A 19199-nucleotide genomic window follows, 5' to 3' on the forward strand; every position below is an offset into this window, starting at 1 on the left:
GGCCCGAAAACGAAAAAGCCCGCTGTGGTCCGATGGACCGGCGGGCTTTTCGTTTGTTTGCCAGATCCCCCGTTTCGGGGGGATGGTGCGGTCGAGAAGACTCGAACTTCCACGGCATCTCTGCCACAGCGACCTCAACGCTGCGCGTCTACCAATTCCGCCACGACCGCACAAGGCTGGTAGAACCGACGAAGGAATTGCTCCCGTCATCGGGTGGAGCGGGGGAATAGCAGATCCCCGACGGCCGATCAAGCGGCGTCTCGCGTTTTCCGACAAGAAAGTTCATAACGTCGGCATGACCGACCTCACCGCCCCCCTTCCGCCCTCCGCCGACGCCATTGGCGATGCCGTTCCCGCCGCCGCTGCCGCCCCTGCGCGGGCGGTGGAGTGGCGCATCAGCGACACGCCGGTCCCCTACCCCGACGCGCTGGCCGAGATGGAGGCGCGCGTCGAGGCCATCCGCGCCGGCACCGCGCCGGAGCTGGTCTGGCTGCTGGAGCATCCGCCCCTCTACACCGCCGGCACCAGCGCGCGGGAGGAGGACCTGCTGGAGCCGGGCCGCTTCCCCGTCTATCAGGCCGGGCGCGGCGGGCAGTTCACCTACCATGGGCCGGGGCAGCGCGTGGCCTATGTGATGCTGGACCTGAAGACGCGCGGCGCCGACATCCGCGCCTTCGTCCAGGATTTGGAGGAGTGGCTGATCCGCACGCTGGCCGCCTTCAACATCCGCGGCGAGCGGCGGGAGGGCCGGGTCGGCATCTGGGTGGACAAGGGGCCCTACGGCGGCGCCCCCGGCCAGGAGGACAAGATCGCCGCGATCGGCGTGCGGGTGCGCCGCTGGGTCAGCTTCCACGGCGTCGCCCTGAACGTCGAGCCGGACCTGTCCCACTTCGCCGGCATCGTCCCCTGCGGCATCAGCGAGCATGGGGTGACCTCCATCGTGGCGCTCGGCCATCTCGTCGCCATGGAGGATGTGGACGCCGCCCTGATGGCCAGCTTCGCGGAGGTCTTCGGCGGTGCCGTCGGGGGCGGCGGGCCGGAGGAGGAATGACCCCTACCGCTTCGGCGCCCCGCCGGCCTGCGCGTCGTTGAGGACGCGCAGATCCTCGTTGGTGATCGACACGATGGTGCAGCCGGTGCTGTCGCCGTTGCGGAACAGATAGATCAGCTTGCGGTTCGCCTGCTTCTTCGGGTCGTGCAGGTTCAGCCCGTGGCCGAAGGCGACGCCCAGAACCTCGCCCTTGAAGATGGCGCGGTAGCGCATGGGCATCTGCTCCCGGAACTGGCGGGCGGCGCAGGCCTTGCTCAGCTCCTTCTCGAAGGTCCCGGCATGCCGCCAGTCCTGGGTGGAGCGGATCGTCACCCATTGCGGCGGCAGCGGGAACTGGACCACCGGCGGCGACAGCGGCAGGTCGTAGCCGCCGGGCGGCACCGGCGGCATGTGCCCCGGCTCCGTCCGGTCGAGCGGCCCCCTGGCCCAGGCGGTTCCGCTCGCCAGCGCGCCGAGCGACAGGAGGGCGCCGCACAGGAGCCGGAGCGCTGATTCTGGCCTCTTGCCGCTCATCCTGACCCGCTTGCCCCCTCCCTAACCCTCCCCCGCTGCGCAGGGGAGGGGACTGCCGCCGCTCCGCGAATATCTCCCTCCCCTGCGCAGCGGGGGAGGGCCGGGGTGGGGGCAAGGCGATGCATCCCCTCATCCACACCCGACAGCCTAGCCCCGCATGGCTAACAGAACGCTAACCATCCCCAGCCGTCACAGCGTCGGGCGCTGCTCGAAGCCCCCCGGGCCGGGATCGCGGGCCGGCTCGACGGCGATGTCGCTGACGATGGCGGCGGAAGGGCCGCGGCGGCAGGCCTCCAGCATCCGGTCCACGGCGTCCGCCGGGCCGGCGAACAGCGCCTCCACGGTGCCGTCGCCGCGGTTGCGCACCCAGCCGTCAAGCCCCAGCCGGCTCGCCGTCTCCACGGTCCAGCCGCGGTACCACACGCCCTGCACCTTGCCATGAACGCGGGCCAGCACGGCCTTGCGGTCTTCCTTATCCGCCATTCCCATCCCCGGTGTCGTTTCCGTAAGGCCAAGGACAATAGGACAGGCGCCGCCTCCGGAAAACCCGGCGCCGCCCCGCGCCCGCCCCTCCCCCAATGAACAGTGCCGCCAACCATTCGTCGGCGTATCATCCGTGCATGGCGGGGCGCGGGACCTCCTGTGACCGCCGGGCCGCGACAGCGAAGGCCGCGACCGGGCACGGGCGGGCTCGCACCCCCTGAACGAACGGTTCGGGAGGAACGGACATGACCATCCGAAACCCTGCGGAATGGGGTGCGGCCCATTTCAAATCCTGGTCCCACGGCCTCGCCGAAGCGGGCCACGCCATCGCCCCACCGGCGCAGGAGCGGGCGGCGCTGGAGCCGACCTTGCGGCGCATCCGCAGCGACGACCTGCGCGACGCGCTGAGGAAGGGGCTCCATGATTTCATGGCCTGCCGCACCGACGTCCTGTTCATCGCCCTGATCTACCCGCTGGTCGGGCTGCTGCTGGCCGAACTCCTGCTCGACGGGGACGCGCTGCATCTGCTGTTCCCGCTGGCCTCCGGCTTCGTGCTGATCGGCCCCTTCGCCGCGGTCGGCCTCTACGAGATGAGCCGCCGGCGCGAGCGGGGCGACCGGGTGTCGTGGGCCGACGCCTTCGCGGTGGCGCGCTCCCCGGCCTTCGGAGCCATCCTGGCGATGGGGGCGATCCTGACGGCGGTGTTCCTGCTGTGGCTCGTGGCGGCGCAGCTCATTTACATGGCGACCCTCGCCCCGCTGGCGCCGGAGGGCTGGAGGGCCTTCACCCAGGCCCTGTTCACCACCGGCGCCGGCTGGAGCATGATCGTTCTCGGGATGGGTGTCGGCTTCCTGTTCGCCGTCCTGGCCCTGGCGATCAGCGTGGTCAGCTTCCCGCTCCTGATGGACCGCCGGGTCGGCGTGGCGACGGCCATCCGCACCTCCGTCCGCGCGACGCTGAAGAATCCGGAACCCATGGCGCTCTGGGGTCTGATCGTGGCGGGCGGGCTGCTGCTCGGCTCGCTGCCCGCCTTCGTCGGGCTGGTGATCGTCATGCCGGTGCTCGGCCACGCCACATGGCACCTCTACCGGCGGCTGATTCCGGAGTGAGGCGGCCGGGCTAGCCGCAGGCCGGCACCTGCAGGGCGGGAAGCCCGTTCCACAGGATGGCGACCAGCGATCCCGCGGCGGCGAGCGCGGTGAACAGGCGGATGAAGCGGCGCGGGTCCTCGCTGGTCCGCCGGCCCGGAGCGGCGCCCCACAGCGCCGCCGCCAGCACACCCGCGGCCAGCAGCAGGGCGATGGCCGTGGCGCCCAGGATCAGCACCACCGCGACGGGGTGGCCGTACAGCTCCACCCCGTCCCATTCGCGGGCGCAGATCAGGCCGTTGATGCCGTAGACCGCCGCGAAATGGGCCGCCCAGATCAGGAAGGCCGACATCATCCCGGTGAAGGTCGCGGTGAACGCCGTCTTCTCCATGGTCAACCTCACAATTTCCGGGCTCACACCGCCAGACGCGGGAACAGATGCACCAGCAGGAGCGACACCACGCCCTGCCCGCAGGTGTAGAGCCACACCAGCATCACATTGTCGAACGTGACCCGCCGCCGCGCGTGCAGCCGCCCGGCGAAGGAGCGCGCCAGCGCGAGGCCGGTCATCAGGACCAGGATCACGACGTGGAAGACCTGCCAGGAGGCCAGCATGTAGACGATGGCGCCGTAGGCGCTCTCCGACGCCACGAGGCCGCTGCCGATGCGGTTGTAGGGCTCGGCCACCGCGGCGGCCAGCATCAGCAGCAGACCGACAAGCAGAGCGCCCCGCATCGCCCAGGATCGGTTGCCGGCCACGGCGCGGCTCGCCAGCAGCATCGCCCCCGCCGCCACGACCCAGAGCGCCGCCTCGCCGAACAGCCACCCCAACCCCGGCAGGGCGTCGGTGCCCGCCGGCCAGACGTCCGGGCTGACCGTCCACAGGAAGACGTAGGTGAAGCACAGGCAGGCGAAGGCCGTCCCGTCCACCAGCAGCAGGACCGCCGTCCCCCACCAGGAATGGTTCTCCGATCCCTGGAGATAGACCGGCACGCGCCAGCCGCCGCCGACGTCCTGCGGCGGATGGTCGGCGCCCCGGTCCAGGCTCCACACCCACCAGAAGACCGAGGCGATGGCCAGCACCCCCGGCACCAGCGACACCCAGTAGAGCTGCACGGCCAGACAGATGAAATGGGCGGCGGTGAACAGCCCGGCGAGGAAATGGCTCCAGTGCGGGCCGGGCATCGGCATGAGATACTGGGGCCGGGCCTCGATCGGGCTGGTCACGATGGTCTCGCGCCGGCGGGTCGGGGCGCCGGGCAGGTAATGGGCGCCCTCCTGCACCTCGCGCGACAGGTTCGGGTTGTCCCACAGCGGGTAGAGCGAGCGGACGTGCGGGATGCTGCGCGTCGCGTAGTCGTCGTTCGGAATCCATTCCAGCGTTCCCGCCTTCCACGGATTCTCCGGCGCCGGGCGGCCCCGGCCGAAGGCGTCGCGCGCCATGTCGATCAGCACCAGCAACACGCCGAAGGCCATCACGAAGGCCCCGACGGTCGAGACCATGTTCAGCGCGTTCCAGCCGAGATCGCCCGGATAGGTGTAGACGCGCCGCGGCATGCCCATCAGGCCGCTGACATGCATGGGGAAGAAGGCGACGTTGAAGCCGATGAACATCATCCAGAAGGCCCAGCGCCCCAGCCGCTCCGACAGCATGGTGCCCTTCAGCGTCGGCCACCAGTGATACAGCCCGGCGAAGACCGGGAAGACCATGCCGCCGATCAGCACGTAATGCAGGTGCGCCACCACGAAGTAGCTGTCGTGCGCCTGCCAGTCGAAGGGGATGACCGCCACCATCACGCCGGTCAGCCCGCCGGCCACGAAGATGAACAGGAAGCCCAGCAGGAACCACGTCGCCACCGTCCATTGCAGCCGCCCCTTGCCCAGGGTGGCGATCCAGGCGAAGACCTGGATGCCCGCCGGCACCGACACGGCCATGCTGGCGGCGGAGAAGAAGCTCAGGCTCAGCGGCGGGATGCCGGTGGCGAACATGTGGTGCACCCACAGGCCGAAGCTGAAGAAGCCGGTGCCGACCAGCGCCACCACCACCCAGTCGTGGCCGATCAGCGGCCGCTGCGCCAGCGCCGGCACCATCATCGACACCAGCCCCGCCGCCGGCAGGAAGATGATGTAGACCTCCGGATGGCCGAAGAACCAGAACAGGTGCTGCCACAGCAGCGGGTCGCCGCCCCGCTCCGCGATGAAGAAGGGCCAGTCGAAGGCGCGCTCGATCTCCAGGAGCGCGGTCGCGATGATCACCGCCGGGAAGGCGAAGACGATCATCCCCGCCATGACCAGCATCGACCAGCAATAGACCGGGATCTTGTCCAGCGTCATGCCGGGCGGACGGGTGCGCAGGATGCCGACGATGATCTCGATGGCCCCGGCGATGGCCGAGATCTCGATGAAGCCGATCCCGAGCAGCCAGAAATCGGCGTTGATGCCGGGCGAGAACTTCATGCTGGTCAGCGGCGGGTACATGAACCAGCCGCCGTCCGGCGCCACCTCGAAGATCAGCGAGCAGAAGAAGGCCAAACCGCCGAACAGATAGGCCCAGAAGGCGAAGGCGGACAGCCGCGGAAAGGGCAGGTCGCGCGCCGCCAGCATGGAGGGCAGCAGGAAGACGCCGATGGCCTCGACGATCGGCACGGCGAACAGGAACATCATGCCCGTGCCGTGCACGGTGAAGAACTGGTTGTAGAGGCTGTGCCCCAGCACGTCGTTCTCCGGCACGGCGAGCTGCGCCCGCATGACCAGCGCCAGCGTGCCCGAGATGACGAAGAACAGCAGCGCCGTGCCGATGTACATCACCCCGATGATGTTGTTGTTCACCTCCTTCAGCAGGCCGAGGCCGGAGGTCGGTTTCCAGGCGCGCTTCAGCGCCTCCAGCTCCTCCTTCGGGCGCGGCAGGCGGTTGGGCAGGGCGGCATCGTCGAGCGGTGGGGTCATTTCAGGCTCTCCAGCCAGACGGCGATGGCGTGCAGATCGTCGCCGCCCAGGATCGGGAAGGACGGCATGCGGTTCTCCGGCTTGATGTGCTGCGACCCGGCGATCCAGCCGGCCAGGGCCTCCGGCGTGTTGGGCAGCGTCCCGGCGGCCAGCGCCCCGCGCCCGCCGACATGGGTCAGGTCCGGCCCCGCCGCACCGTTGGCCGGAGTCCCGCGCACCGTGTGGCAGGACCCGCAACCGGCGCGCAGGAAGGCGTCGCGCCCGGCGGCCTGCTGCGGCCCGTCGGGTTCGGCGGCGGGGCGGCGCTCGGCGGCCAGCCACTCCTCGAAGCGGTCGGGCGGTTCCACCACCACGTCGAAGGCCATCAGCGCGTGCTGGGCGCCGCAATATTCGGCGCATTGGCCGCGGTAGGTGCCCGGCCGCTCCCCGACCAGGACCAGCCGGTTCTCGTGGCCGGGGATCATGTCCATCTTGCCGCCCAGGCTGGGCACCCAGAAGCTGTGGATGACGTCCGCCGCGGTCACCACCACCTCCACCGGGCGCCCGGCGGGAATGACGAGGCGGTTGGCGGTGCGCAGCACCTCACCTCCCGCCCCGGCGCCCTCCACCCTCACGTCGGGATAGCGGACCTCCCACCACCACATGTAGCCGGTGACCTCGATGCGCAGCGGCTCCACCCCGCCGGTGTCCGACAATTGCCGGGCCACGGCGAATTCGTAGACCTGAAGCGCGGTCAGCGTGACGATGGGAAAGACGAGGCCGCCGCCGATGATCCAGGCGCGGCTTCCGGGAAAGCGTTCCGGCCGGGCGATGACGGCGTACCCCGCCAGTGCCATGACGAAAAGGAAGATGACCCCGCCCCCGGCGACCAGGATCAGCGTCAGGTCGAGGATCGCCTCGGCGTTGCGCCCGGCGGGGTGGAGCGCGGACTGCGGCCCCCGCTCGCAGGCCGCCAGGAGCGCCATTCCGCCGGCCAGGGCCGCTCCCCGCCAGTTCCGTCTGCGTCCCTCGCTGCGGCCAGACCTGCGGTCCATGCACCCCCCTCGCGGCGTTGGCCCGCGGCGGCGGGCGGCGTCGTTGCACGGCTAAACTCACGGCAAGGCCACAGGTTCCGCCGGAACTTCGGTCATCGGGGGAGCATTCATTCGGGGACGATCACTCACAACCGCCGGAGCGTCCCATCCATGCGCAGAGTTCTGACGATCATCGGGCTGGTTCTGGGCGCCCAAGCGGTTGGGGGCTTCCTGTTCGCCTGGTCGGGGCTCTACAGCATCGCCGCCAGCAAGGAGCACTGGCCGCCGGTCCACTGGTTCTTCGGCATGGCGATGCGCAGCTCCATCGAGACGCACGCCGCCTTCGTGAGCGATCCGCCCGACCTCGACGACCCGGCGCTGATCCGGCGCGGCGCCGGCCATTACGAGGACGGCTGCGCCCCCTGCCACGGCGCGCCGGATGTCGGCCGCAACCCGATCTCGCGCCACATGCTGCCCGCCCCGCCCTTCCTGCCGGGCCAGCCCAACGAGTGGACGGACAAGCAGCTCTATTGGATCACCTACAACGGCATCAAATACGCTGGCATGCCCGCCTGGCCCGCGCAGGCGCGCGACGACGAGCCGTGGGCGGTGGCCGCCTTCCTGCGCCGGCTGGACGGCATGAGCGCCGAGGAGTACCGCCGCCTCGCCTTCGGGGAGACGACGCCGGACGGCGACCGCTCGGCCCTGTCCGATCTGCAGATGCTGGACGGCTCCGCCCGCGAGGTTCTGGACAACTGCGCCCGCTGCCACGGCTATGACGGCGCCGGGGGCGGCCCTGCGGACAGCGCCGCCGCCTTCCCCCGCCTGTCCGGCCAGAACGCCGAGTATCTCTTCCACGCGCTGAAGGCCTACGCCGAGGGCGGCCGGCACAGCGGCATCATGCAGCCGGTCGCCGCCGGGCTCGACGAGTCGATCCTGCGCCGCCTCGCCGACCATTATGCGGAGCAGACGGCACCCTACCCGCCCCCGTCCGCCGACGCCGATCCGGCCCTGCTGGAACTGGGCGCCCGGCTGGCCGGGTCCGGCGACCGCGACACCGGGGTGCCGGCCTGCTCCGGCTGCCACGGCGAGGACCGCGACCCCCGCTACCCCCGCCTCGACGGGCAGCACGCGAGCTACATCGCCGACCAGCTCCGCCTCTGGCAGAGGGACGCGCACGGCGACACGCCGCTGTCCAAAATCATGGGCGCCGCCGTGCGCAACCTGACGGAGGAGCAGATTCGCGCTCTGTCCCTGCATTACGCGCAGAGCCGTCCGCGGGAAACGGCGAGCGAGGAGGACCGGCGGTGAAACCCGTCGGCCATGGCCAGGCCGGACCATTCAACAAATTTTAACAGCGGTATACGCCTTTTCACAAATTCAATTCACTTTCCGCCTTGACCGAATGCCCACTCTCATTGTAGATAAAAACCCGGACGCCCAAGGGGGGCGCCCCGCGGCAATTTGATCGCCAGCTTGCGCCGCGTCACCAAACGCTAAAGCGCCACGATACCGGTCGTGGAACTCTGGAAGGAGTGACCGGAATGACCATGATGACCATCCCCTCCCCAGCCGATCGGACCGGCACCGTGACGGGCCTGTGTTGCCGAATGCGCAACGCCCCGTGTCGCCGCTGATCCCAGCGCGCCGTCCCGTCCCATCCAGCATCCGATCCGCATGAAACCCGCGCGCCGCTGCGCCGCGGGCCGAGGGAGAACACCGTCATGAGCACGTCCAGCGCCTACGCCATCGAGGTCCAGGGCCGGTCCGCCGGCATCGTCGTCGCCGGCCAGGGCGGCTTCACCTTCTTCGTGTCCGACTGGTCCTTCAAGGACCTGGACCGCAAGACCTTCCGCAACGTCGGACAGGCCGAGCGCGCCGCCAAACAGCTGGCGGCCCGGCGCTCCGGCGTGCGGCGGCGCTGATCGCGCGCCTGCATTTCACACCGACCCCGCGCCCGATCCGGACATTCCACACCGCCCACAAAGGACCCGTTCCGTGAAAGCCTTTCTGACGTCCATTGTCACCGCCGCCCTTCTCACCGTCTCCACCGGCGCCGGCGCTGCGGCCCTGAAGCTCGGCGTGTCCGCCGGCCCCTATGGCGAGATCCTGGAATACACGGCGAAGATCGCCGCCAAGGAGGGTCTGAAGGCGGAGGTGATCGAGTTCACCGACTGGAACATGCCCAACGCCGCGCTCCAGTCCGGCGACATCGACGCCAACAACTTCCAGCACCAGCCCTTCCTGGACAACCAGATCAAGCAGCGCGGCTACGACATCGTGCCGGTCGCCAAGAGCATCGTCGTGCCCATGGGCATCTACGCGAAGAAGGTGCAGTCGCTGGCCGACCTGAAGGAAGGGGCCAGCGTCTCCATCCCCAACGACCCGACCAACGGCGCCCGCGCCCTGTTCCTGCTGGCCAAGGCCGGGGTGATCGGGCTGAAGGACGGGGCGGGCCTGAACACCTCCATCGCCGACATCGCGTCCAACCCGAAGAAGATCAAGCTGGTCGAGCTGGACGCCGCCCAGCTTCCCCGCTCGCTGGACGACGTGGACGCCTCGGTCATCACGCTGAACTACGCGGTCCTGGCCGGGCTGAGCCCGAAGACCGCCCTGGTTCTGGAGGACGACCAGTCGAAATGGCACCTCGTCTGGGCCGTCCGCAAGGACCGCGCCGAGGACCCGGCGATCAAGCGCTTCATCGAGCTGTACCGCTCCGCCGAGGTGCGGGACTTCATCAACACGCGCTTCAACGGCACCATCATCCCGACCTGGTGATCGCCACACGTTCTTCCCCTCTCCCCGGCTGAAGGGGAGAGGGGTCTTTCTTTTCAGGAAGTTCCGTCATGACCGGCCCGTTCAGCCGCACCGCCTCGATCTTCGACCGCGGCCTCGCCCCCGATCCCGCGAACCACGTCCCGCTCAGCCCTCTCAGCTTCCTGAAGCGCGCGGCGAAGGTCTATCCGGACAAGCCGGCCATCGTCCATGGCCGCCGGACCATCACCTACGCGGGGTTCCTCGACCGGGTGCGGCGCTTCGCCGGGGCGCTGCTCCGGGCCGGGGTGAGGCGCGGCGACACGGTGTCGGTGCTGGCGCCCAACGTCCCGGCCCTGCTGGAGGCGCACTACGCGGTGCCGCTGGCCGGCGCGGTGCTGAACGCGCTGAACACCCGGCTGGACGCCGCGGCCATCGCCTTCATCCTCGACCACAGCGAGACGACGCTCCTGATCGTGGACCGCGAGCTGTCGCCGGTCGCCAGGGCGGCGCTCGCCCGGACGGAGCGCCCCGTCACGGTGGTGGAGATCGCCGACGAGCAGGTTCCCGACGCCCCGTCGCTGGGCGCGGTGGAGTATGAGGACTTCCTGGCCGCCGCCGACCCCGCCCCCTGGCGCGGGCCGGACGACGAGTGGCAGGCCATCGCGCTGAACTACACCAGCGGCACCACCGGCAACCCCAAGGGCGTCGTCTACCACCACCGCGGCGCCTATCTGAACGCGCTTGGCAACGCCTTCACCCTGAACGTCCGGCCCGACAGCGTCTTCCTGTGGACGCTGCCGATGTTCCACTGCAACGGCTGGACCTACAGCTGGGCGGTCACCGCCGCGGGCGGCACCCATGTCTGCCTGCGCCGGGTGGAGCCGGCGGCGATCTTCGACGCCATCGCGGAGCTGGGCGTCACCCACCTGTGCGGCGCGCCGATCGTGCTGAACCTGCTGATCCACGCCCCGGAGACGGTGCGGCAGCGCGCGCCCCGTCCGGTGATCGTGGGGACCGGCGGCGCCGCTCCGCCGTCCGCCGTCCTGGCCGGCATGGCGGCGCTGGGCTTCGAGGTGGTGCACATGTACGGGCTGACGGAATGCTACGGCCCGGCCACCGTCTGCGCCCCGCAGCCGGGCTGGGACGGGCTCGACGCCGACGGGCTGGCGCTGCAATTCGCGCGGCAGGGGGTGAACCACGTCGCGGTGGAGGACGCCACCGTGCTCGACCGCGAAACCGGCCGCCCGGTGCCCGCCGACGCGCAGACCATCGGCGAGATCGCGCTGCGCGGCAACACGGTGATGAAGGGCTATCTGAAGAATCCCGCGGCGACGAAGGAGGCGCTGAAGGACGGCTGGTTCCGCACCGGGGACCTGGGCGTGCTGCACCCCGACGGCTATATCGAGGTGAAGGACCGCAGCAAGGACATCATCATATCCGGCGGCGAGAACATCTCGTCCCTGGAGGTGGAGGAAGCGTTGTACCGGCATCCCGCCGTTCTGGAGGCCGCCGTGGTCGCCCGCCCCGACGACCGTTGGGGGGAGAGCCCCTGCGCCTTCGTGACAGTGAAGCCCGGCGCGGCGCGCCCCTCTGAGTCCGACATAATTCAATGGTGCCGCGACCGCATTGCGCACTACAAGGTCCCGCGCACCGTTGTGTTCAGCGATCTGCCGAAGACATCGACCGGTAAAATCCAGAAGACCGTCCTGCGCGACGCGGCCCGCGATCTGGGCGCGCGTCGGGAGGCCAAGAGCGTATGATAACCTTCGAACAGCTTCAGAAAACCTACCCGTCCCGCGGCACCGGCCAGCCGGTCCAGGCGCTCGCCGACATCGACCTGACCATCGGCCGCGGCGAGATCTACGGCATCATCGGCCGCTCGGGCGCCGGCAAATCCACGCTGCTGCGCACCGTGAACCTGCTGGAGAAGCCGACGTCGGGGCGCGTGCTGGTGGACGGGGTGGACGTCACCGCCCTGTCGCCGCGCGACCTGCGCGAGGCGCGGCACAGCATCGGCATGATCTTCCAGCACTTCAACCTGCTGTCCTCGCGCACGGTGTTCGACAACGTCGCCCTGCCGCTGGAGCTGGCCGGGGTGGCGAAGGCGCAGATCCGCGCCACGGTGGAGCCGCTGCTCGACCTCGTCGGCCTCACCGACAAGCGCGACCGCTACCCGGCGGAGCTGTCGGGCGGGCAGAAGCAGCGCGTCGGCATCGCCCGCGCGCTGGCCAGCAAGCCCAAGGTTCTGCTGTCGGACGAGGCGACCTCCGCCCTCGACCCGGAGACGACGACCCAGATCCTCCACCTGCTGGCCGACATCAACAAGCGGCTGGGGCTGACCATCGTCCTCATCACCCACGAGATCGCCGTCATCAAGGAGATCTGCCACAAGGTGGCGGTGATGGAGAACGGGCGCATCATCGAGCAGGGGCCGGTCTTCGACATCTTCGCGCACCCGAAGCACGAGACGACGAAGACCTTCGTCGATCCGGTGATCAACCGCGGCATCCCGGACAGCTTGCGCGCCCGCCTGTCGGCGACGCCGGTTCCGGGGTCGAACATGGTGCTGCGCATCACCTTCACCGGCGAGCGCGCGACCTCCCCGGTGATCAGCGCGATCAGCCGCAAGCTGAACCTGGACCTGAACATCTGGCACGGCCAGATCGACGAGATCCAGGGCGCGCCCTTCGGAACGCTGGTGGTGGAGGCCATCGGCAACCCGCAGTCCATCGAGGCGGCCATCAGCCTCCTGAACGTCAACAAGCTCGGTGTCGAGGTGCTCGGTCATGCTGTCCCCGGAAATCTACGCGCTGCTGTTTAAGGCGCTTCTCGACACGCTCTACATGGTGGCGGTGTCGGGCCTTCTGGGCACGGCGCTGGGCCTTCCGCTGGGCGTGCTCCTGGCCGTCACCGGCCGGGGGGAGCTGCTGCAGAATCTCGCCTTCAACCGGATCGCCGGCGTGCTGGTGAACATGACGCGCTCCACCCCCTTCATCATCCTGGTGGTGGCCATCATCCCCTTCACGCGGCTGATCGCCGGCACCTCCATCGGCACCGCCGCGGCCATCGTGCCGCTGACGGTTGCCGCCGTGCCCTTCATCGCCCGCATCGTCGAGGGCGCCGTGCGCGAGGTCGACCGCGGCCTGATCGAGGCGGCGCAGTCCATGGGCGCCACGCCCTTCCAGATCATCCGCAAGGTCCTGCTGCCGGAGGCGATGCCCGCCATCGCGCTGGGCCTGACCCTGTCGGTGGTCAGCCTGATCGGCTATTCGGCCATGGTCGGCGCCGTCGGCGGCGGGGGCCTGGGCGACCTCGGCATCCGCTACGGCTACCAGCGCTTCCTGCCGGAGGTGATGCTGGCCGTGGTCGTCGTGCTGATCGTGCTGGTGCAGATCGTTCAATCGACGGGCGACTGGATCGCCCGCCGCGTCAACAAACGCAACCTGAAGTCCTGAGGAGTTGGAGATGTTCCGTACCCGTGTGCTCGGCGCGGCCTTTGGTCTGGTGGCCGGCATCGCGACCCTGACGACCGCCGTCGGCGCGTCGGCCGAAGCCCTGAAGATCGGCGTCACCCCCGGCCCGCACGGCCAGATCCTGGAGAAGGTCAAGCCGCTGGCCGCCAAGGAAGGCCTCGACCTGACGGTTCTGGAGTTCTCCGACTACGTCATCCCGAACCAGGCGCTGTCGCAGGGCGACCTGAACGCCAATTCCTTCCAGCACCAGCCCTACCTGGACAACCAGGTGAAGGACCGCGGCTACGATCTGGTCAGCGTCGCCAAGACGGTGATCTTCCCGATGGGCGTCTACTCGAAGAAGGTGAAGAGCCTGGACGAGCTGCCCGACGGCGCCAAGATCTCCATCCCCAACGACCCGACCAACGGCGGCCGCGCCCTGCTGCTGCTCCAGGCCAAGGGGCTGCTGAAGGTGAAGGAGAGCGCCGGCCTGAAGGCCTCGCCGCTCGACATCTCCGAGAACCCGAAGAAGCTCCAGATCCTGGAGCTGGACGCCGCCCAGCTTCCGCGCTCGCTGGACGACGTGACCGTGGCGGTCATCAACACCAACTTCGCCATGGAATCCGGCCTGGACCCGAACAAGGACGCCATCGCCCGCGAGGCCAGCGAGAGCCCCTACGCCAACGTCATCGCCGTCCGCAAGGCCGACCAGGACAAGCCGTGGGTCGCCACGCTGGTGAAGGTGTACCAGAGCGACGAGGTGAAGCAGTTCATCCTCGACCGCTTCAAGGGCGCGGTGGTCCCGGCCTGGTAACCGCCGGGTAGGACAGACCCCTCCTGCGTTCCGCGAATTGCCCCGGCCCGGTCGACGGGCCGGGGCAACGTCGTTTTCGTGCTTCAGCCGGCCGCCCGAACGGGCGTGACTCCGACCGTCGGCGTCCCTCGGCTTGCGACGATCCGACGCAGCCCCGGAGCGTGGCGGGACACCTCACACTCCCGCGATCCGTGCGTCAGTCCTGCCGGGGGTGTTCATGACCGCTCCGCCCGCCTTCGATATCCTTCCCTTCGACCCGCACAGCGCTCCGCCGGGGCTGTGGGCGGAGCGCCATGTTTTCCGCCGCGCCCGGCACGCACAGTCCGGCGCGGACGACCTCCCGCCCTCGGACGCCTGGTTCGAAGCGATCGAACGCCAGCCGAGCGCTTTCGGGCGGAGCGTCTGTTGGGTGGCGCGGGCGGAGGGGCGAATCGTCGGCATTGTCGGCGCCTTCCTGCCCAACCCGGACCAGCCGGACATCCAGGCGGCGCTGCTCCACCTGCACGCCGACGGCTTCGTGCTGAAGGAATGGCGGCGCCGGGGGATCGGCCGGCGATTGCTGGCGGAAATCCACGGCCTGATGACCGCGCACGGGAAGAGCCTGCTGACCCTGGTCACCGACGATGCGGACGGTCACGGCTTCCTCCGCGCCATCGGGGCCGACGAACGGCTGCGGTCGGTGGACAGCCGGCTGGCGCTGGACACCGTCGATTGGGCGATGGTGGAGGATTGGCATGCGGCGATGCCCCTTGCGGTACCCGGCCTGACGGAAACCATCCATGCCGGCGAGGTCCCGGACGCGGAATTCGAAGCGATCCTGCCGCTGCACAACGCCCTGCTTCCCGACCTGCCGCGCGACCGGCTGGACCAGCCGCTGGTCCCGGTGACCATGGCGATGGCCATGGAATGGAAGCGCAACATCCAGTTCCAGCGGGTCGAGCATCACATGGTCGTGCTGCGCGACGCCGACGGGTCGGTGATCGGCTTCAGCGACGTCTTCTGGCACCCGGAGATGACGGACCGGGTTCATCAGATCGTCACCGGCGTGCGCCGTGACCGGCGCGGGCGGGGGGTGGGCAAGGGGCTGAAGGCCGCCCTGCTGCGGCATCTTCGCTCCGCCCGGCCCTCCGTCCGGCTGATGATCACCCGCAACGCGGCGACGAACGGCCCGATGCTGGCGATCAACCGCCAGCTCGGCTACGCCGAGCACAAGATTCTCCGAACCCACCAGATCGGCGTCGAGGACCTCGGCGCGGCCCTGACCCGCTGACGCTTCCAAACCGTCGACGTGCGGCAAAAACGCCCGCTCCGGCGGCGGGCGCTTTTCTCCTTCCGCCCCGATAACTGATATATTAATATATCCGATATCCTTCCGGCATTCATCCGGTCCAAGGGGCACCCACGCCATGACGCCTTATGCCGACCTCCGGCGCGAGGATTTCCGCGCCACCATCGACGGCACGCCGACCGACCTGTTCACCCTGCGAAACCGCCGGGGCATGGCCGTCCGCATCACCAATTACGGCTGCAAGATCGTCCAGATCCTGGCGCCCGACCGCGACGGCGCCCTCGGCGACGTGGTGCAGGGCTACGAGACGCTGGAGCGGACCATGGCCGGCCAGCCCTCCATGGGCTCCTTCATCGGGCGCTATTGCGGGCGCATCGGCGGCGGACGCTTCATGCTGGACGGGGTGGAGCACCGCACCGCCGTCAACGCGCCGCCCAACACCCTGCACGGCGGCCAGCGCGGCTCCCGCTTCCGCACGTTCGCCGCGCGGCAGCTGGACGAGACGAGCCTGGAGCTGACCTACGTCTTCCAGGACGGGGAGGAGGGCTTCCCCGGCACCCTGCCCGTCCGGCTGGTCTATGCGCTGGACGAGGACAACGCCCTGACCATCGCCTGGACCGCCGTCGCGGCGGACAAGGCGACCGTGGCGAACTTCACCGACCACACCTTCTTCAACCTGTCGGGCGACGCCGGATCCTCCATCCTCGACCATGTGGCGACGGTCAACGGCAGCCGCTATCTGGCGCTCGACGCCACCGCCGTCCCCACCGGGGAACTGGTGGACGTGGCCGGCACCCCCCTCGACTTCCGCAGCCCCGCCGCCTTCGGCGCGCGGATCGCCGCCGACCACCCGATGCTGGCGCTCGGCAAGGGCTACGACCTGCATTACGCGGTGGACAAGCCGGACGGCGCGCTGGGGCTGCACGCCCACGTCGTCCATCCGGGCAGCGGGCGGGTGCTGGAGGTTCTCTCCACCGAACCCGGCGTGCAGGTCTACACCGGCAATTTCCTCGACGGCCAGACGCCGCGCGACCTCGGCAAGGGCGGCGCGCTCTACACCCGGCACAGCGCCTTCTGCCTGGAGCCGTCGCACTTCCCCAACGCCGTCAACATCCCGTCCTTCCCCTCCACGGCGCTGGCCCCCGGCCAGTGGTGCACGGGCCGCATCGTCTACCGCTTCGGCGTCGCCTGACCCCGCGTTCTTGAATCGCGTTTCTCAAAGGACCCTCCGTCATGCCTCTTCTCTCCCGTGAATCGCTCGCCGCCGGTGCTCTCGACGTGGCCCACACGGCGGGCGCCCCGCGGCTGCCCGTCACCGTCCTTCAGATCGGCGACGGCAACTTCCTGCGCGGCTTCGTCGATTGGATGGTGGACGTCGCCAACGGCGCCGGGCTGATGAGCGCCGGGGTCGCCGTCGCCCAACCGCTGGACCAGGGCGTCGCCTGCCTGCTGAACGCACAGGAGGGCCTCTACACCGTCCTGCTGCGCGGCATCGAGCAGGGCAAGGAGGTCGAATCCCGCCGGGTGGTGAGCTGCGTGTCCGACGCGCTGAACCCCTACGCCGAGTGGGACCGCATGCTGGCCCTCGCCACGTCCCCGGCGCTGCGCTTCCTGGTGTCCAACACGACGGAGGCCGGCATCGCCGACGTGGCGGAACCCTACACCCCCGGCATTTGCCAGCAGAGTTTCCCGGCCAAGGTCGCGGCGCTGCTGCACGCCCGTTTCACCGCGCTGGGCGGCACGCCGGAGAGCGGCCTCGTCCTGCTGCCCTGCGAGCTGATCGAGGCCAACGGCGCCAAGCTGAAGCGGATCGTCCTGGCCCACGCCAAGCGCTGGGGCCTGGAGTCCGGCTTCGCCGCCTGGGTCGAGGCGCACAACCACTTCCTGAACACGCTGGTCGACCGCATCGTCCCCGGCTACCCGCGCGACGAGGCCGCCGCCCTGGCCGCCGCGTGGGGCTACGAGGACCCGCTGGCCGTCGCCGGGGAGCCCTTCCACGTCTGGGTCATCGAAGGCCCGGCGGCCCTGGCCGAGGAGTTTCCGCTGCACAAGGCCGGACTCAACGTGGTCTGGACCGACGACCTGCAGCCCTACCGCACGCGCAAGGTGCGCATCCTGAACGGTGCCCACACCGCCAGCGCGCTCGCCGCCTTCGTGGCGGGGGTGGACACGGTGAAGGGCATGATGGACGACGCCACCCTGTCCGCCTACCTCAACACGGTGATGTTCGGCGAGATCGTGCCCTTCGTCCCGCTGCCGGACGCCGAGCGCCAGGACTACGCCCGCACGATCATGGAGCGTTTCGGCAACCCCTACATCCGGCACGAGCTGATCGCCATCGCGCTGAACTCGGTGTCGAAGTGGCAGGTCCGCGTCCTGCCCAGCCTGAAGGATTACGCCGCCGCCCATGGCGAGGCGCCGGACGGCCTGTCCTTCTCGCTGGCCGCCCTGCTGCGCTTCTACAAGGGCACGCGGACGACGGACGGCGCCTGCACCGGCAGCCGCGACGCGGGCCCCTACCCGATCCGCGACGACGCGGCGGTCCTGACGGCGCTGTCCGGCGCCTGGGCCGCGCATGGCGGCGACCCGGCGGCGCTGGTGGAGGCCGTGCTGTCCAACGCCGCGCTGTGGGGCGAGGACCTGACCCGCATCCCCGGTCTGGCGCACCGCACCGCCGCCCATCTGGCGGTGATCGAGGAACGCGGCATGCGCGGCGCTTTGGAGGCGCTGGTGAGCTGAGGCGCTTAAGCCACATGGGCTCTTCATAATAACCCTCTCCCCTCTGGGGAGAGGGTGGCCCGGAGGGCCGGTGAGGGGGATGCGCGTGGCGCTAACGTCCGGCACACGTGCAACCCCCTCACCCTGACCCTCTCCCCGGGGGGAGAGGGGAACGTCCCATGTCCCCACCCGCTATATACCTTCGCGTATAACGGCCTGTTGACAGCGCCCATTCAGCGCAGTATCCGCATGGATACAGCGTCGGGCGAGTCACCATTCCGCAACGAACCGAAGGAACCGTGTCCATGCGTTTGAAAGCCCTCGCCCTCGCCGTCGGGCTGCTGGCCCTCCAGACCGCCGCCCAGACCGCCGCGGCGGCCGCCCAGGACCTCCACGCCTATGTCGGCGCCGGCCTCCGCCCGCCGGTCGAGGCGCTGATCGAGGACTTCCGCAAGGAGACCGGGATCACCGTGACGGTCGAGTACGGCGGGTCGGGCCAGCTTCTCGCCCGCTTCGCCGAGACGAAGAGCGGCGACCTGTTCATCCCCGGCACGACCTTCTACACCGACAAGCTGAAGGAGCTGGACGCCGTCGCCGACCTCAAGGTGCTGGTGGTGCACGGCCCCGTTCTTGCCGTGGCGCAGGGCAAGGCCGAGGCGATCCGCGGTTTCGCCGACCTCGCCAAGCCGGGCGTCCGCGTCGGGCTGGGCGACCCGCAGGCCATGGCGCTGGGCCGCACCGCGGAGGACATCCTGGACAAGTCCGGCCAGGGCGAGGCGATCCGCCGCAACGTCACCGTCCGCGCCGCGACCGTGAAGCAGCTCGCCCTCTATGTGCTGGACGGCAACGTGGACGCCGCCATCATCGGCGCGTCGGAGGCGGCCCAGAATCCCGGCAAGCTGTCCGTCATCGCCATCCCGCCGGAATGGTACGAGGCCGAATACGCCCCCGTCGCCGTGCTGAAGACCAGCGCCGCGCCGGAGGCGGCCAGGCGCTTCGCGGATTTCCTGGCCTCGGACGCCGGCCTCGCCACCTTCCAGCGCTTCGGCTTCCCGCCCGCCCCGAAGACCTGACGG

18 protein-coding genes and 1 tRNA gene are annotated in these 19199 nt (G+C 69.7%); 13 read left to right on the forward strand and 6 right to left on the reverse strand.

Annotated features, from left to right (window positions below; genetic code table 11):
* Nucleotides 1-83: 83 nt before the first annotated feature.
* Nucleotides 84-170 (reverse strand) — tRNA-Leu (locus TSH58p_RS18890).
* Nucleotides 171-295: 125 nt separating this feature from the next.
* On the opposite strand from TSH58p_RS18890, the gene lipB reads away from it, so the two are divergent.
* Nucleotides 296-1051, forward strand: a complete 756-nt coding sequence (gene lipB / locus TSH58p_RS18895) for a lipoyl(octanoyl) transferase LipB (RefSeq protein ID WP_109072313.1) — start codon at nucleotides 296-298, stop codon at nucleotides 1049-1051.
* A 3-nt stretch (nucleotides 1052-1054) separates the two neighbouring features.
* Here the strand turns inward: lipB and TSH58p_RS18900 are convergent, their stop codons facing one another.
* Nucleotides 1055-1564, reverse strand: coding sequence for a hypothetical protein (locus TSH58p_RS18900; protein WP_247874272.1), 510 nt, complete (start codon nucleotides 1562-1564; stop codon nucleotides 1055-1057).
* A 189-nt stretch (nucleotides 1565-1753) separates the two neighbouring features.
* Nucleotides 1754-2047, reverse strand: coding sequence for an acylphosphatase (locus tag TSH58p_RS18905; RefSeq protein ID WP_109072315.1), 294 nt, complete (start codon nucleotides 2045-2047; stop codon nucleotides 1754-1756).
* A 245-nt stretch (nucleotides 2048-2292) separates the two neighbouring features.
* Between TSH58p_RS18905 and TSH58p_RS18910 the strand changes: the two genes are divergently transcribed.
* Nucleotides 2293-3156: a DUF2189 domain-containing protein gene (locus tag TSH58p_RS18910; RefSeq protein ID WP_109072316.1), complete on the forward strand. Its 864-nt coding sequence runs from the start codon at nucleotides 2293-2295 to the stop codon at nucleotides 3154-3156.
* A gap of 10 nt (nucleotides 3157-3166) precedes the next feature.
* Here the strand turns inward: TSH58p_RS18910 and TSH58p_RS18915 are convergent, their stop codons facing one another.
* The 3 genes from TSH58p_RS18915 to coxB are packed head-to-tail and all read right to left on the reverse strand — an operon-like array spanning nucleotide 3167 to nucleotide 7115.
* Nucleotides 3167-3526, reverse strand: a complete 360-nt coding sequence (locus tag TSH58p_RS18915) for a hypothetical protein (protein WP_109072317.1) — start codon at nucleotides 3524-3526, stop codon at nucleotides 3167-3169.
* 23 nt (nucleotides 3527-3549) lie between these two features.
* The gene (ctaD, locus tag TSH58p_RS18920; RefSeq protein WP_109072318.1) at nucleotides 3550-6081 is read right to left on the reverse strand and encodes a cytochrome c oxidase subunit I; all 2532 of its coding nucleotides are present in this window, start codon (nucleotides 6079-6081) and stop codon (nucleotides 3550-3552) included.
* Nucleotides 6078-7115 (reverse strand): cytochrome c oxidase subunit II, encoded by a 1038-nt coding sequence (coxB, locus tag TSH58p_RS18925; RefSeq protein WP_109072319.1) that lies wholly within the window; start codon nucleotides 7113-7115, stop codon nucleotides 6078-6080. Before coxB ends, ctaD begins: the two co-directional genes overlap by 4 nt.
* Before the next feature lie 150 nt (nucleotides 7116-7265).
* Between coxB and TSH58p_RS18930 the strand changes: the two genes are divergently transcribed.
* The 11 genes from TSH58p_RS18930 (at nucleotide 7266) to modA (ending at nucleotide 19196) form a co-directional block, all read left to right on the forward strand.
* Complete coding sequence (locus TSH58p_RS18930; RefSeq protein WP_109072320.1) at nucleotides 7266-8405, forward strand: c-type cytochrome; 1140 nt, start codon at nucleotides 7266-7268, stop codon at nucleotides 8403-8405.
* 413 nt (nucleotides 8406-8818) lie between these two features.
* Nucleotides 8819-9019 carry a hypothetical protein gene (locus tag TSH58p_RS18935; RefSeq protein ID WP_109072321.1) on the forward strand — a complete coding sequence of 67 codons (201 nt, stop codon included), beginning with the start codon at nucleotides 8819-8821 and terminating at the stop codon, nucleotides 9017-9019.
* Nucleotides 9020-9092: 73 nt separating this feature from the next.
* Nucleotides 9093-9872 (forward strand): MetQ/NlpA family ABC transporter substrate-binding protein, encoded by a 780-nt coding sequence (locus tag TSH58p_RS18940; RefSeq protein ID WP_094304184.1) that lies wholly within the window; start codon nucleotides 9093-9095, stop codon nucleotides 9870-9872.
* Between the two features lie 68 nt (nucleotides 9873-9940).
* Nucleotides 9941-11611 carry an acyl-CoA synthetase gene (locus tag TSH58p_RS18945; RefSeq protein ID WP_109072322.1) on the forward strand — a complete coding sequence of 557 codons (1671 nt, stop codon included), beginning with the start codon at nucleotides 9941-9943 and terminating at the stop codon, nucleotides 11609-11611.
* On the forward strand, nucleotides 11608-12672 hold the full coding sequence (locus tag TSH58p_RS18950) for a methionine ABC transporter ATP-binding protein (RefSeq protein WP_094304187.1): 1065 nt from the start codon (nucleotides 11608-11610) through the stop codon (nucleotides 12670-12672). Before TSH58p_RS18945 ends, TSH58p_RS18950 begins: the two co-directional genes overlap by 4 nt.
* Nucleotides 12638-13306 carry a methionine ABC transporter permease gene (locus TSH58p_RS18955; protein ID WP_109072323.1) on the forward strand — a complete coding sequence of 223 codons (669 nt, stop codon included), beginning with the start codon at nucleotides 12638-12640 and terminating at the stop codon, nucleotides 13304-13306. The genes TSH58p_RS18950 and TSH58p_RS18955 overlap by 35 nt, the downstream gene beginning before the upstream one ends.
* Nucleotides 13307-13316: 10 nt before the next feature.
* A complete protein-coding gene (locus TSH58p_RS18960) occupies nucleotides 13317-14117 on the forward strand; it encodes a MetQ/NlpA family ABC transporter substrate-binding protein (protein WP_109072324.1) in 801 nt (266 codons plus the stop codon).
* Nucleotides 14118-14334: 217 nt separating this feature from the next.
* On the forward strand, nucleotides 14335-15387 hold the full coding sequence (locus tag TSH58p_RS18965) for a GNAT family N-acetyltransferase (RefSeq protein ID WP_146205961.1): 1053 nt from the start codon (nucleotides 14335-14337) through the stop codon (nucleotides 15385-15387).
* Nucleotides 15388-15523: 136 nt separating this feature from the next.
* Nucleotides 15524-16597 (forward strand): aldose epimerase family protein, encoded by a 1074-nt coding sequence (locus TSH58p_RS18970; RefSeq protein WP_109072326.1) that lies wholly within the window; start codon nucleotides 15524-15526, stop codon nucleotides 16595-16597.
* 41 nt (nucleotides 16598-16638) lie between these two features.
* Nucleotides 16639-18144 (forward strand): tagaturonate reductase, encoded by a 1506-nt coding sequence (locus tag TSH58p_RS18975; RefSeq protein WP_109072327.1) that lies wholly within the window; start codon nucleotides 16639-16641, stop codon nucleotides 18142-18144.
* A 284-nt stretch (nucleotides 18145-18428) separates the two neighbouring features.
* On the forward strand, nucleotides 18429-19196 hold the full coding sequence (modA, locus tag TSH58p_RS18980) for a molybdate ABC transporter substrate-binding protein (RefSeq protein WP_109072328.1): 768 nt from the start codon (nucleotides 18429-18431) through the stop codon (nucleotides 19194-19196).
* Nucleotides 19197-19199: the final 3 nt, after the last annotated feature.

Origin of the sequence: Azospirillum sp. TSH58 (assembly GCF_003119115.1) — a bacterium.
GTDB lineage: Bacteria > Pseudomonadota > Alphaproteobacteria > Azospirillales > Azospirillaceae > Azospirillum.